The organism is Nocardia testacea NBRC 100365 (assembly GCF_000308775.1).
Lineage (GTDB): Bacteria > Actinomycetota > Actinomycetes > Mycobacteriales > Mycobacteriaceae > Nocardia > Nocardia testacea.
On record NZ_BAGJ01000078.1, the window covers coordinates 19,862 to 32,562 of the forward strand.

The 12,701-nt window shown below is 68.6% G+C and carries 11 protein-coding genes; 6 read left to right on the top strand and 5 right to left on the bottom strand.

Annotated features, from left to right (window positions below):
• Nucleotides 1-206: 206 nt before the first annotated feature.
• From cysC to ON38_RS09765, 3 genes are read right to left on the bottom strand one after another with little or no spacing between them, the layout of a single operon-like run.
• Nucleotides 207-2,045 carry an adenylyl-sulfate kinase gene (cysC, locus tag ON38_RS09755; protein WP_039824165.1) on the bottom strand — a complete coding sequence of 613 codons (1,839 nt, stop codon included), beginning with the start codon at nucleotides 2,043-2,045 and terminating at the stop codon, nucleotides 207-209.
• Nucleotides 2,045-2,977, bottom strand: a complete 933-nt coding sequence (gene cysD / locus ON38_RS09760) for a sulfate adenylyltransferase subunit CysD (RefSeq protein WP_039824166.1) — start codon at nucleotides 2,975-2,977, stop codon at nucleotides 2,045-2,047. Before cysD ends, cysC begins: the two co-directional genes overlap by 1 nt.
• 32 nt (nucleotides 2,978-3,009) lie before the next feature.
• Nucleotides 3,010-3,921, bottom strand: coding sequence for a helix-turn-helix domain-containing protein (locus ON38_RS09765; RefSeq protein ID WP_039824168.1), 912 nt, complete (start codon nucleotides 3,919-3,921; stop codon nucleotides 3,010-3,012).
• Between the two features lie 81 nt (nucleotides 3,922-4,002).
• On the opposite strand from ON38_RS09765, the gene ON38_RS09770 reads away from it, so the two are divergent.
• The 3 genes from ON38_RS09770 to ON38_RS09780 are packed head-to-tail and all read left to right on the top strand — an operon-like array spanning nucleotide 4,003 to nucleotide 7,140.
• Nucleotides 4,003-5,166: a hypothetical protein gene (locus ON38_RS09770; protein ID WP_039824170.1), complete on the top strand. Its 1,164-nt coding sequence runs from the start codon at nucleotides 4,003-4,005 to the stop codon at nucleotides 5,164-5,166.
• Complete coding sequence (locus ON38_RS09775; protein WP_039824171.1) at nucleotides 5,166-5,942, top strand: SDR family oxidoreductase; 777 nt, start codon at nucleotides 5,166-5,168, stop codon at nucleotides 5,940-5,942. Before ON38_RS09770 ends, ON38_RS09775 begins: the two co-directional genes overlap by 1 nt.
• Before the next feature lie 13 nt (nucleotides 5,943-5,955).
• Nucleotides 5,956-7,140: a sulfotransferase family protein gene (locus ON38_RS09780; RefSeq protein ID WP_039824173.1), complete on the top strand. Its 1,185-nt coding sequence runs from the start codon at nucleotides 5,956-5,958 to the stop codon at nucleotides 7,138-7,140.
• A gap of 121 nt (nucleotides 7,141-7,261) precedes the next feature.
• Here ON38_RS09780 and ON38_RS09785 read toward each other — a convergent pair whose 3' ends face one another.
• A complete protein-coding gene (locus ON38_RS09785; protein ID WP_039824174.1) occupies nucleotides 7,262-7,930 on the bottom strand; it encodes a PaaI family thioesterase in 669 nt (222 codons plus the stop codon).
• Between the two features lie 222 nt (nucleotides 7,931-8,152).
• On the opposite strand from ON38_RS09785, the gene ON38_RS09790 reads away from it, so the two are divergent.
• From ON38_RS09790 to ON38_RS09800, 3 genes are all read left to right on the top strand, one after another.
• On the top strand, nucleotides 8,153-8,614 hold the full coding sequence (locus tag ON38_RS09790; RefSeq protein ID WP_039824175.1) for a thioredoxin family protein: 462 nt from the start codon (nucleotides 8,153-8,155) through the stop codon (nucleotides 8,612-8,614).
• Complete coding sequence (locus tag ON38_RS09795) at nucleotides 8,611-10,029, top strand: serine/threonine-protein kinase (protein WP_051164553.1); 1,419 nt, start codon at nucleotides 8,611-8,613, stop codon at nucleotides 10,027-10,029. Before ON38_RS09790 ends, ON38_RS09795 begins: the two co-directional genes overlap by 4 nt.
• Before the next feature lie 99 nt (nucleotides 10,030-10,128).
• Nucleotides 10,129-10,950 carry an IclR family transcriptional regulator gene (locus ON38_RS09800; protein ID WP_039824177.1) on the top strand — a complete coding sequence of 274 codons (822 nt, stop codon included), beginning with the start codon at nucleotides 10,129-10,131 and terminating at the stop codon, nucleotides 10,948-10,950.
• Nucleotides 10,951-10,983: 33 nt separating this feature from the next.
• On the opposite strand, the gene ON38_RS09805 is transcribed toward ON38_RS09800, so the two are convergent.
• Nucleotides 10,984-12,684 carry an FAD-binding dehydrogenase gene (locus ON38_RS09805; RefSeq protein ID WP_245563985.1) on the bottom strand — a complete coding sequence of 567 codons (1,701 nt, stop codon included), beginning with the start codon at nucleotides 12,682-12,684 and terminating at the stop codon, nucleotides 10,984-10,986.
• Nucleotides 12,685-12,701 lie beyond the last annotated feature (17 nt).

Sequence of the window (12,701 nt, forward strand, 5' to 3'; positions counted from 1 at the left end):
ATTCGCGGGCGGCGTCTGCACCGCAGGCGACAGCCCAACCCAGGGATGGGAGCGCAACCGATATCGCCGCCCCGACGCTGCCGGTGGCCGTGCCGGTCGGATGACCGGCCCCCCGGGGTGGCGGGACCCGTCGTCGGAGCAGCGACCGGCGCGCGCCACCGATGGAGGGCTCCGTCGGTGGCGCGCCGGTTCTCATGCGGTGCGGGTCAGGCGCTCTCCTCCCGGGCGAGCAGCGCCAGGATCGCGGCGGCCATCGCGGCCGGATCGCCGTCCTCGGGGCGCAGCACCAGCGCCGGTGCGGTCGGGGCCTCGTAGGGATCGTCGATACCGGTGAAACCACGGACCTCCCCGGCCCGGGCCTTCGCGTAGAGACCCTTGGGGTCGCGCGCCTCGCACACCTCCAGCGGGGTGTCCACGAAGACCTCGACGAAGGGAATTCCCGCCGTGGCGTGGGTGTCTCGCGCCCGTTCGCGATCGGCCCGGTAGGGACTGATGAGCGAGACGATGGCGACGGTCCCGGATTCGGCGAACAGCCGGGCCACTTCGCCCACCCGGCGGATGTTCTCGGTGCGGTCGGCCGCGCCGAAACCCAGATCCGAGTTGAGACCGTGGCGCAGATTGTCGCCGTCGAGCAGGAACGCCGGCCGCCCCGCGGCCACCAGGCGGCGCTCGAGCTCCACCGCCACCGACGATTTCCCGGACCCGGACAGTCCGGTGAGCCAGACGGTCAGTCCCCGGGTCGCGCGCTCGGACCGCTCCACCGCGCTCGCGTGCCACACCACCCGGGAGGAGGGCAGGCTCGGCCCGGTGATCATGCCGGCGCCCACGGTATCGCCGGTGGTGTCGTCGACCAGCAGGAAACTGCCCGTGGTGCGGTTGCGGCGATACGGGTCGAATTGCAGCGGCTGCCGGGTGCGCAACTGCACCCGGCCGATCTCGTTGAGCGCCAGCGCGCTTGCGTTCTCGTCCCGGTGCAGCGTGTTCACATCGAGGCGGTAGTCCAGCGAGCGGATCTGCGCGGGCACACTGCGGGTGGTGTGGCGGACGGTATAGGACGCGCCGGGGCGCAACTGGGCCTCGTCGCTGAACCAGCACACCATGGTGTCCACATCACGGCCGGCCTGCGGGCGGTTGGCCGGCCGGCAGAGCATATCGCCGCGGCCGATATCGAGTTGATCGGCGAGGGCGACCGTCACCGCCTGCGGGGGGAACGCCTGCTCGAGCGGTACCCCGCCGGGACCCCAGATCCCGGTGACCGTGGTGGTGAGACCCGAGGGCAGCACGGTGATCTCGTCACCGGCCGACCAGACGCCGCTGGCGACGGTGCCCGCATAGCCGCGGAAATCCGGTGTGTGACTGCGGATCACATACTGCACCGGCAGTCGCGCGTCGATGAGATTGCGGTCCGAGGCGATATGCACCTCTTCGAGGTGATGCAGCAACGGGGTGCCCTCGTACCAGTCCATGGTGGCGCTGCGGTGCACGATATTGTCGCCGTGCAGGGCCGACATCGGGATGAAGGTGAGATCCGCGATCTGCAGCCGGGAGGCGAAACCGGCGAATTCCTCCCGGATCTCGGCGAACCGCTGCGCCGAATAACCCACCAGGTCCATCTTGTTCACACACAGCACCAGGTGCGGGACGCCCAGCAGCGAGGCCAGGAAGGCGTGCCGCCGCGTCTGCTCGACCACCCCGTGCCGGGCGTCGACCAGGATGAGCGCAAGATCGGCGGTGGAGGCGCCGGTGACCATATTGCGGGTGTACTGCACATGCCCCGGGGTATCGGCGATGATGAATTTGCGCCGCGGGGTGGCGAAATACCGGTGCGCGACATCGATGGTGATGCCCTGTTCCCGTTCGGCACGCAGTCCGTCGGTGAGCAGCGCGAGATCGGGGTAGTCCTGGCCACGCTCCCGGCTGGTGCGTTCCACCGCGTCGAGCTGGTCGGTGAACAGGGTCTTGGAGTCGAAAAGGAGCCGTCCGATCAGCGTGGACTTACCGTCGTCGACGCTGCCCGCGGTGGCCAGGCGCAGCAGGGTGCTCATCAGAAGTAGCCCTCTCGTTTACGGTCTTCCATCCCGGCCTCGGAGATCCGGTCGTCGGCGCGGGTCGCGCCACGTTCGGTGACCCGCGCGGTCGCCACTTCCTCGACGACCTCGGCGGGGGTGGCGGCGGTCGATTCCACGCAGCCGGTGCAGGTGGCGTCGCCCACGGTGCGAAAGCGCACCAGCTCCTCCTGGGGTTCCTCGCCGTCGAGCAGGGTCAGGAACCTGGTGTGCGCCAGCAGCATGCCGTCGCGCTGGACGACCGGGCGGCGGTGCGCGTAGTACAGCGACGGCAGTTCGATACCTTCGCTCGCGATATAGGTCCAGATATCGAGTTCGGTCCAGTTGGACAGCGGGAACACCCGGATATGTTCACCGGGGCGGTGTTTGCCGTTGTAGAGGTTCCACAGTTCGGGTCGTTGCCGGCGGGGGTCCCACTGGCCGTACTCGTCGCGGAAGCTGAAGACCCGTTCCTTGGCGCGCGCCTTCTCCTCGTCGCGCCGGGCGCCGCCGAAGACGGCGTCGAACCGGCCCTCGCGCAGGGTGCGCAGCAGGGTGGCGGTCTGTAAGCGGTTGCGGCTGGCGCGGGGTCCGGTGTCCTCGGTGACCCGCCCGGCGTCGATATCGTCCTGGACCCGGCCGACGAGCAGGCGTAATCCGTACTTCGCGACGACGGCGTCTCGATAGTCGATCACCTCGTCGAAATTGTGCCCGGTATCGATGTGCAGGATCGGGAACGGGACCGGGGCCGGCCAGAACGCCTTGGTGGCCAGATGCAGCATCACCACCGAATCCTTGCCGCCGGAGAACAGCAGGACGGGACGTTCGAAGGTGGCGGCCACCTCCCGGAGGATATGGACCGATTCGGCCTCGAGTGCGGCCTGATGCGAGAGCTCGTAGGTACTCGCCGCCGACTTCGTGTGCTGGCTCACGCCTAAAAACTAGAACACGTTTCTATGCGCGGTCAACGGTTCACCGGATGCCGTCCGCCCGCCGCGGCGGTGACCGCGTCGGCGGCGGCCACGAGCGCGGCCCCTCGGCGGGCGATCTCCGCGCCGGTGATCGGTTTCCCGACGTACATGGTGAGCACCAGTTGCTGGCGGCCGTCCGCGTCGTAGGTCGGCGCGGCGAGCAGGCTCACCGGGTGCTCTTTGCGTGGCCGCAGGTCGGAGCCGAGATAGACCCGTTCGCCGAGGGTGCTGACCAGCTCGGCGACCGCGGTGCGCAGCTCCTCGGGCAGATCCTGCCCGGCCACTCCGGCGAGCAGTGAATACAACCGGCGGCCCGCGCCGGTCATGCTCTCCACCAGATAACCGCGTTCGCGGCATTCGGCCACGATATGGCGCAGCAGGGTCTCGTCCTGGTGCAGCGGGACGGTCGGCGCGGTGGCGCGCCAGGCGTCGAACGCGGCCTCGGTGTCCCAGAGCACGTACATGAGCCCGACCGGCGGGGCGAACCGATAGGTGGCCCCGACCTGCACCATTGCCGGTCCTGCGCTGTCCAGGACGCTGATCCGCTCGCCCACGACCGCCGAGGCGGTGCAGGTGGTGCCGTAGGCCGCGCTCAGTCGTTCCAGTTCGGGATGGGCGAGCGCGGCGATGGAGAAACTCTCCTGGGCCACCCGGCCCGCGGCGATCAGGGCCGGGCCCGGGCCGTATTCGCGGGTGCGCGGATCGCGGGTGAGATAGCCGGCCGCGGTGAGCTCGGTGAGGATGCCCAGGCAGGTGGGTTTGGCCAGGCCCAGGTCGCGGGCCATTTCGGAGAGTCCGGTGCGGCGGCCGCGCCGGGCGACGACATAGTCGATCACCTGGATCACGCGCTGGGTCGGAGCGGACCGGCGCCCGACTTCGCGTACCTCCGAAACCTCTGCCGTCATTGACCACTCCTAGAACAGGTTCTAATCTTCTCGGTATCGCAATGTACCAGGGCGGTACATATATGGAACACCGGGAGTATCGTGCTGACCCAGCCGTTCGCGGAATCGATCGCCGCCGCCGAGGAAATCATCAAGAGTGCCCCGCATATCCGCACCGCACAGGATCTCGCCGAGGGTTACGACTACCTCGCGGGGAGTATCCGCGCCGCCATCCAGATGTCGTGGGCGTTCGAACGGGACTTCCCCTTCTTCGTCCAGTCCACCGGCCCCTACACCAAGATGGGCCTGGACAACCCCGACACCCTCTACTGGCACGCCAACCTGCGGCCCGACGCCGAATACGTGGTCACCGGCACCCGCGGCACCACCCGGGACCTGAGCTTCCAGGTACTCAACGGCAACTACTCGCCGACCGAGGTCCCCGGCGGGGAGACCGCCTTCGACGACCGCTCCATCGATATCGCCGCCGACGGCAGCTACGAACTGACCCTGGGCCCCGGCCCGGGCGGCCGCAACCATATCCGGCTCGCCGCGGATTCCACCATGCTCGCGGTGCGGGAGGTCTACAGCGACTGGGCGAACGAGAAGGCCGGTACCGTCCGTATCAGCCGGGTCGACACCGTGGGCTCCGCCCCGCCCGCGATCACCTCCGACCTCATGGCGAAGCGTTACGAGGTCGCCGGCAAGATGCTGGTGTCCCGGCTGAAGACCTTCCTGGCCTTCCCCGAATGGTTCTATCTGAACCTGCCGGTCAACACCATGACCGAACCGCGGCGCACCCCGGGCGGGCTGTCCACCCAGTTCTCCTCGGTCGGTCACTACGACCTCACCGACGACCAGGTGATGATCCTGACCGTGCCGAAGTCCGACGCCCCCTACCAGGGCTTCCAACTCGGCAGTATGTGGTACCTGTCGCTGGACTACATCAACCACCAGACCAGCCTCAATGCCGACCAGGCCGATGTCGACCCGGACGGGATGATCCGGCTGGTGATCAGTGAACGCGATCCGGGTCTGATCAACTGGATCGAACGCACCGGCCACGATCGCGCCTACCTGCAGTTCCGCTGGCAGCGGCTGTCGCGCGAGATGACGCCGGCGGACGGGCCGACCGTGGAACTGGTGTCCTTCGACGAACTGCCCGACCGGCTGCCCTATTACAAGGAATCGCGCATCTCCCCGCAGGACTGGAAGGCCCGGATCGCCGGACGCCAGGCCGCGGTGGCGGAGAGGATGCTCGGCTGATGCTGTTGCGGGACAAGGTCGTCGTCGTCTCCGGGATCGGCCCGGGGCTGGGGCAGGCGATCGCAGTGCAGAGCGCGAAGGCCGGCGCCGATGTGGTGCTGGTATCGCGCACCGAGAAGCGGCTGCGCAAGGTCGCGACCCAGATCGAGGAACTCGGCCGGCGCGCGCTGGTGGTGCCCACCGATATCACCGACGACGACGCCGCCCAGCATCTGGTGACCACCGCCCTGGCGGAGTTCGGCCGGGTCGACGCGCTGGTGAACAATGCCTTCGCCATGCCGCCGATGGTCGACCTCGCCGAGGTGGCCTTCGACGATCTGCGGAACAACCTGGAGACCAATGTCTTCGCCGCACTGCGGTTGACCCGCCTGTTCGCCCCCGCTCTCGCCGAGAGCCAGGGCTCGGTGGTGATGATCAATTCGGCGGTACTGCGGCACTCCCGCCAGCCCTACGGCCCCTACAAAATGGCCAAGACCACGCTGCTGGCCCTCGCGCAGAGTCTGGCCACCGAACTGGGACCGCGCGGTATCCGGGTCAATTCGGTGGCCCCGGGCTGGATCTGGGCCGACACGCTGAAATGGTATTTCGACTATCTGGCCCAGCAACGCGGGGTGAGCGCGGACGATATCTACACCGAGACCGCCGCCGATATCGACCTGCGCCGGTTGCCCGAACCCGACGAGATCGCCGACGCGGTCGTCTTCTTCGCCTCCGCGATGTCGCGGGCGATCACCGGCACCTGTCTCGACGTGAACTGCGGCGAATTCCACCACTGAGGAGAAAAGAACATTGAGCAGGGACAGTGTCGGCCGAGAAGATGTCGGGACCATCGACGATCTGCACGCCTCCGCCACCAAGGTGGTAGGACTCGACGATTTCGGCGACGACGACTACCGCACCGGCCTGTCGGTGCTGCTGGAATCCTATGAGCACGACGCCGAACTCACCCCCTTCGGCAACAAGGTCAACCGCGCGATGCTGCGCGGCGCCTTGATCGCCCGGGCACTGAGCGAAGCCGGGTGGAAGCAGTATCCGCAGCACGCCGAGATCGCGATCGAACGACCGATCTTCGTCACCGGATTACCGCGCTCGGGCACCACGGCGGTGCACCGGCTGCTCACCGCCGACCCCGGTCACCAGGGCCTGGAGATGTGGCTGACCGAGATGCCGCAGCCCCGCCCGCCGCGGGAGACCTGGGAGCAGAACCCGGTGTTCGCGCGCCTGCAGGCCGGCTACGAGAAGCATCATGTGGAGCATCCCGAATTCATGGGCGTGCACCATATCTCCGCCGATCAGGTGGAGGAGTGCTGGCAGCTGCTACGGCAGTCGGCGATGTCGGTCTCCTACGAATGTCTGGGCTATCTGCCCCGCTACTCGGAATGGCTGCGCGAACAGGACTGGACACCGGCCTACGCGCGGCATCGCCGGAATCTGCAGCTGATCGGTCTCCACGACCCGGACCGGCGGTGGGTGCTGAAGAATCCGAGCCATCTGTTCGCGCTCGACGCGCTGCTCGCCGTCTATCCGGACGCGCTGGTGATCCAGATGCACCGGGTTCCGCGCACTATCGTCGCCTCGGTGTGCAGCCTGAACGAACAGGCGACGGCGGGCTGGTCGGAGAAGTTCCGCGGGCCCGTGGTGGGGGCCGCGCAGCTGGAACTGTGGTCGCGGGGGGCGAAAACCTTCCTCGAAGAACGGAAGAAGTATCCGGCGGCCCAGTTCTGCGATGTGTACTACGAGGATTTCGTGACCGATCCGATCGGAACCGTCGAGAAGATCTACACGCAGTTCGGCCTCGATTTCACCGACGCGGCCCGGGCACAGATGGCTGCTCTGCACGGTGAATCGACCTCGGGTGCGGCGCGGCCCGTCCACAAGTACTCGCTGGACGATTTCGGGCTGACGCCGGAGGAGGTGGACGCCGCGTTCGCGCCCTACCTCGAGGTGCACTATCCGGGTGGTAATCGTCCCTGAGCGGTACCCGGCGGGCGGTGGAACGGAAATCGAAGGCGCCGCCCGCCCCGCTCACCGTGCCCGGCCCGGCATCCGGCCGGCCACCCCTGGTTCTCCGCGGCGGTGGCCGGTCGGTACGAGATCAGGGCTGACCGGGCTTCAAGACGATGAACAGGCCGTGGGCCTCGGCGCAGAGCCGATCCCCGTCGTGCAGGGTGGCCCTGATCCAGATCTTGCGGCCCTCTCGGCGTTCGGCCCAGGCGCGCAGTGCCAGCTCCTTGTTCAACGGCGTGATCGACCGGTAGTCCACCGTGAGCGATGCCGTCCGGGTCACCGATCCGGAATGCGCCGAACCGGCCAGCCCCATCAGATCGTCGAAGCCCAGCGAAATGTAGCCACCATGGGCGGCGGCGTTACCGCCGAGATGGAAGGTGCGATAGGTGATGCGGGCGTCCACACCGTCGCGGTCCACCCGATCCACCCGGTATGGCGGCAGGGTGACGTTACCGCGCGAGGGCAGATCGAACCGGGTCCAGCCCGGCGCGTCCCATTCCTCGCCGACATAGGCGCCCAGCCGGTCGTTCAGCTTCTCCAGGATGCCGGCCGCTTCCTGCACCAGATCGTCCGGCGGCACCGCCAGGCGGACCCGGTCCATGAGCGTGCGCACCTGTTCCACGAAGTCGCCGTAGTGCGGGCCGCCGCGACTGGTGTCGACGGTGCGGACCGCGTCCATCAACTCCGACATCGGCCGGAATCCACCCTCGTGATGCTCGGCATCGGGCAGGACCTTCCCGGCCTCGTTTTCGCTCATGAGAACACGTTATCGTCACGGGTATCGCCGAGCGGAGGCCGGGGCCGCCGTGCCGGGTGCGCGATCGGGCTGCTCGCCGCCACCCGGCCGCGTAGGCTGCCGGATATCGGCGGTCGGGGAGTGCGCCTTTTCCCCGTCGGCCGGACGCCTGTTCGTGTCACGATGCCGGACGGGGCCAGTACGCACGCGGGGCGGTCCGGGTCGGGCCGCGGGAGGACGACCATGCCGACGACGCCACTGACGCAGCAGAACTTCCAGACGGTGGTGGCCGGCAATCACATAGTGCTGGTGGACTTCTGGGCGACCTGGTGCGGTTGGTGCGCCCGATTCGCTCCGGTGTTCGAGGAGTCCTCGGAAGTACACCGCGATATCGTGCACGCGACCGTGGAGGCCGAGGCCGAACCCGCGCTCGCCGCCGCCGGGCAGGTGGATCGGTACCCGTGGCTCATGGCCTTCCGCGAGGGCACGCTGGTGTACTCGAAGGCCGGATTCCTGCCCGGTGACCAACTCGAGGAACTCGTCCAGCAGGTGCGCTGGATGGATATCTACGAGTTCCGGCGCGATAACAATCTCCCACAGCCCACGGCCGCCGCGCCCTCGGCGCCCACCCCGGCCCCGGCCGGCCGGGCGGGCCCCGCGTCCGGACCGCAGGCCTACGGCTGGCCCGGTCTGCGCAGCGCGTGAAGAGCGGCCTGGAACCCGGACAGCTCTTCGCCGGTTACCGGATAGAGCGGCTGCTGGGCGTCGGCGGAATGGGCGAGGTCTACCTCGCCCGCGATCGCGACCTGCCGCGGCCCGTGGCGCTGAAGTTACTCACCCCGATCGCGGGCGACGACCGCGACGTCCGTGCCCGGTTCCTGCGCGAGGCCGATACCGCGGCGCGGCTGTCTCATCCCAATATCGTCGCCGTGTACGCCCGGGGTGAGGAACAGGGCAGGCTCTGGATGGCGATCCAGTACATCGAGGGCACCGATGTGGCGGCCGTGCTGCGGCGCGGGCCGGTGCGGCCCGATCATGCCGTGCGGATCATCGAGGAGACCGCACGCGCTCTCGATCACGCCCACGCGGCGGGTGTACTGCACCGGGACGTCAAACCCGCGAACATCCTGCTGGCCTGGGGCGAACAGCAGCAGGTGTACCTCTCCGACTTCGGTATCGCCAAAGCGCTGGACCGCACCGACGGACTGACGCGCACGGGAGAGTTGTACGCGAGTTTCCACTACGCCGCGCCCGAGCAGTTCGAGATGCGGCCCGATATCGACTGCCGCGCCGATGTGTACTCACTCGGCTGCACCCTCTACTACCTGCTGACCGGGCAATTGCCGTATCCGGCCACGACCACCGGGGCACTGGTCAACGCCCATCTCAACGCGCCGGTGCCGCGGCCCTCGGCGGTGGACCCGCGGCTGCCGTCGGGATTCGACGGCGTCATCGCCCGCGCCATGGCCAAGAACCGGGCCGAACGGTTCGCCGGCTGTGGTGAATTGGCGCTGGCAGCCCGTCGCGCGCTCACCGAACCCGCGGTCACCGTGCCGGCCGTGCTCGCCGCGCCGGTTCCGCCGCCGCCCGCTCCGGGTGGGCAGGCCCGTCCGTGGCGCCGCCTGCTCGCGGTGCTCGGGGCCGTCGTCGTGGTCGCGGTGTTCGGTGGGACCGCCTGGCTCACGGGCCTCCTGAGCGGTGCGGACGGTGATGCCGCCGCGCCGCCGACTCCCGCCGGTGCGAAAACCGCCGCGGAACAGGCGGCCTGCGAGTACACCGCGCTCGTCGCCAGTTACGACTACGACGATCCGGCGAGCTGGGAGCAGAAGGTACAGGCCGGCGCCACAGGGCAGTGGAAGAGCCAGGCCGCGACCGTGCTCCCGATGGCCCGCATACTGATCTCCGCGGACCCGGAGCGCTCCCGGGCGGGGGACACCCGCTGTACCGCGACCATGGGCGAGGGAGACACCCGCGCCGATGTGCAGGTGCAGATCACCACGGTCGATCAGATTCCGGGGGAGGCCGAAACCACGCGGGAGCTTTCGGTGTCCACGGTGATGGAACTGGTGGACGGGCGGTGGCTGTGCAGTGTTTTCAACGCACCCTTCCTACCGAGCTGAGTGTCCTGTGATGGTTCGCACAGGTACCGGAAGGGGCATCGTCGGTACCGTGCGGTTCGCTGCGCATATGCTGGCCGGGCTGCACGATGGAGGTAAGTCATGACGGTCGAGGTGCTGGCCGACCCGGAGCCGGGAGGGTCGTGGCGGGGTGCGCAATCCCCGGCCCGGCCCGCGCCCCCGGTCTCGATGATCGAGCGGATGACGTTGATCCTGGACGCTTTCGAGCCGGCGACGCCCGTGCTCACGCTGCAGGATCTGGTGGAACGCACCGGGTTACCGCGTTCCACGGTCCATCGCATCCTGGACCAGATGATCCGGTTGCGGTGGCTGGCGCACTATCCGGGCGGTTACCGGCTGGGGCTGCGCACCCTGGAACTGGGTGGCCTGGCCGCGGGGCACAACGAACTCCGGGCCGTGATCGGGCCGCTCCTGCACGAGCTGTGCCAGCGCACCCTGTCGGTCGGGCATCTGGGGGTGCTCGACGGCCGTGACGTCGTCTATCTGGACAAGACCGGCGGCAGGCAGAGCGCGGCCGTGCCGACCCGGGTCGGGGGCAGATTGCCGGCGCACAGTACCGCGCTGGGCAAGGCGCTGCTGGCCGCCCTGGATCCCGGGGTGGTGGAAACCTCGCTGCGCGAACAACTTCCCCGGCTGACCCCGCGCACCATCGGTGATCGGCTGGAACTGCACCGGGAGCTGGCGCGGATCCGCAGCAGGCAGGGTGTCGCCGTCGACAACGAGGAAGCGGTCACCGGTATCGGCTGCGTGGGCGTGCCCGTACGTCGTCGCGGGGTCACGGTGGCGGCACTGTCGTTGGCCACCCGGATCGGCTCCGGCCGCCCGGCGATCGATACGGGCCGGCAGGCCCGGCAGCTCTCGGCGCTGGCCGCCGAGGCGGGACGGCTGCTCTCGCAGGACTAGCCCGGTCCGGCCGCGTCCGGCCGGACCGACCGGTCAGGCGCGGTCCAGTGCGGTGACGAGTGCGCGGCCGGCGGTCCGGCCGGAGAAGATGCAGCCCCCCAGGAACGTTCCCTCCAGGGCGTTGTATCCGTGCACGCCGCCGCCGCCGAATCCGGCGACCTCACCGGCGGCGTAGAGACCCGTCAGCGGGGTGCCGTCGGGGCGCATCACCCGCGAATGGAGGTCGGTCTGCAATCCGCCGAGGGTTTTACGGGTGAGAATATTGAGCCGGACCGCGATGAGCGGGCCGGCGGCCGGATCGAGTATCCGATGTGGTTTGGCGACCCGGGCGGTGCGATCGCCGAAGAAGGTGCGCGCGTTGTGGATCGCCGTCACCTGGGCGTCCTTGCTGAACTTGTTGGTGATCTCGCGATCGCGGGCCACGATCTGCCGCTCCATCGCGGCGTAGTCCAGTTGCGGGCCGCGTGCGAGCCCGTTCATCCCGTCGACGAGTTCGCGCAGCGTATCGGCCACCACGAAATCGACCCCGTGTTCCTTGAACGCCTCCACCGGCTGCGGGGCGCCCTTGGTGAAGCGGCTGCGGACCGTGGTGAGCCGGTCCTTGCTGGTGATATCCGGGTTCTGCTCGGATCCGGAGAGCGCGAATTCCTTTTCGATGATCGACTGGGTCAGCACGAACCACGAGTAGTCGTAGCCGGTCGCCAGGATCGCCTTCATAGTCGAATTCGTATCGAAACCGGGGAAACACGGGGCCGGAAGCCGTTTACCGTTCGCGTCGAACCACAGCGACGACGGGCCGGGAATGATCCGGATGGCGTGATCGGGCCAGATCGGATCCCAGTTGTTGATGCCCTCGGTGTAGTGCCACATCCGGTCCCGGTTCACCAGTGCGGCGCCGGCCGATTCGGAGATACCGAGCATGCGCCCGTCCACATGGGCGGGCACCCCCGAGATCATGGTGCGCGGTGCGGGGCCGAGCCGGTCGGTCGGCCAGTTCTGCCGGATGAGATCGTGATTGTGGCCGATCCCGCCGGAGGTGACCAGCACGGCCCGGGCATGGAATTCGAAATCGCCCACCACCGTGCGCGAGGACGCGACACCGCGTGCGAGTTCGGTGGGTTCGAGCACGCTGCCGCGCACCCCGGTGACCGCGCCGTCGTGCACGATCAGTTCGTCCACCCGGTGGCGGAACGCAAAACGCACCAGTCCTTTGCGCTCGGCTTCCAGTACCGGATTCAGGAACACCTCGAGCACACCCGGCCCGGTGCCCCAGGAGATGTGGAACCGCGGTACGGAGTTCCCGTGCCCGTCGGCGAGGGCGCCGCCACGTTCGGCCCAGCCGACCAGCGGGGTCACCCGCAGGCCGAGGTCGTAGAGATAGTCGCGCTTCTCGGTGGCGGCGAACCGGACGTAGGCCTCGGCCCACTGCCGGGCCCAATGATCCTCGTCGTCGCGGTCGAAACCGGCCGAACCCAGCCAGTCCTGGAGCGCGAGCTCGTAGGAGTCCTTGATACCGAGCCGCCGCTGCTCGGGGCTGTCCACGAAGAACAGGCCGCCCAGCGACCAGAAGGCCTGGCCGCCCAGATTGTTGCGGTTCTCCTGATCGAGTACGAGTACCCGGTGTCCGGCCTTGGTCAGCTCATAGGTGGCGACGAGACCGGCCAGCCCGGCCCCGACGACGATCACGGGGTACTCGTCGGCCGGTACCGGGTCGGCGGCAGAGGTTTCGGACACGGTTCACCCTTCGCTCA

Excerpts from the sequence above, each read along its gene's own strand:
- ON38_RS09765 (WP_039824168.1), bottom strand. The coding sequence starts at position 3,921 with ATGACGGCAGAGGTTTCGGAGGTACGCGAAGTCGGGCGCCGGTCCGCT.
- cysC (WP_039824165.1), bottom strand. The coding sequence starts at position 2,045 with ATGAGCACCCTGCTGCGCCTGGCCACCGCGGGCAGCGTCGACGACGGT.
- ON38_RS09775 (WP_039824171.1), top strand. The coding sequence starts at position 5,166 with ATGCTGTTGCGGGACAAGGTCGTCGTCGTCTCCGGGATCGGCCCGGGG.
- ON38_RS09790 (WP_039824175.1), top strand. The coding sequence starts at position 8,153 with ATGCCGACGACGCCACTGACGCAGCAGAACTTCCAGACGGTGGTGGCC.
- ON38_RS09800 (WP_039824177.1), top strand. The coding sequence starts at position 10,129 with ATGACGGTCGAGGTGCTGGCCGACCCGGAGCCGGGAGGGTCGTGGCGG.
- ON38_RS09785 (WP_039824174.1), bottom strand. The coding sequence starts at position 7,930 with ATGAGCGAAAACGAGGCCGGGAAGGTCCTGCCCGATGCCGAGCATCAC.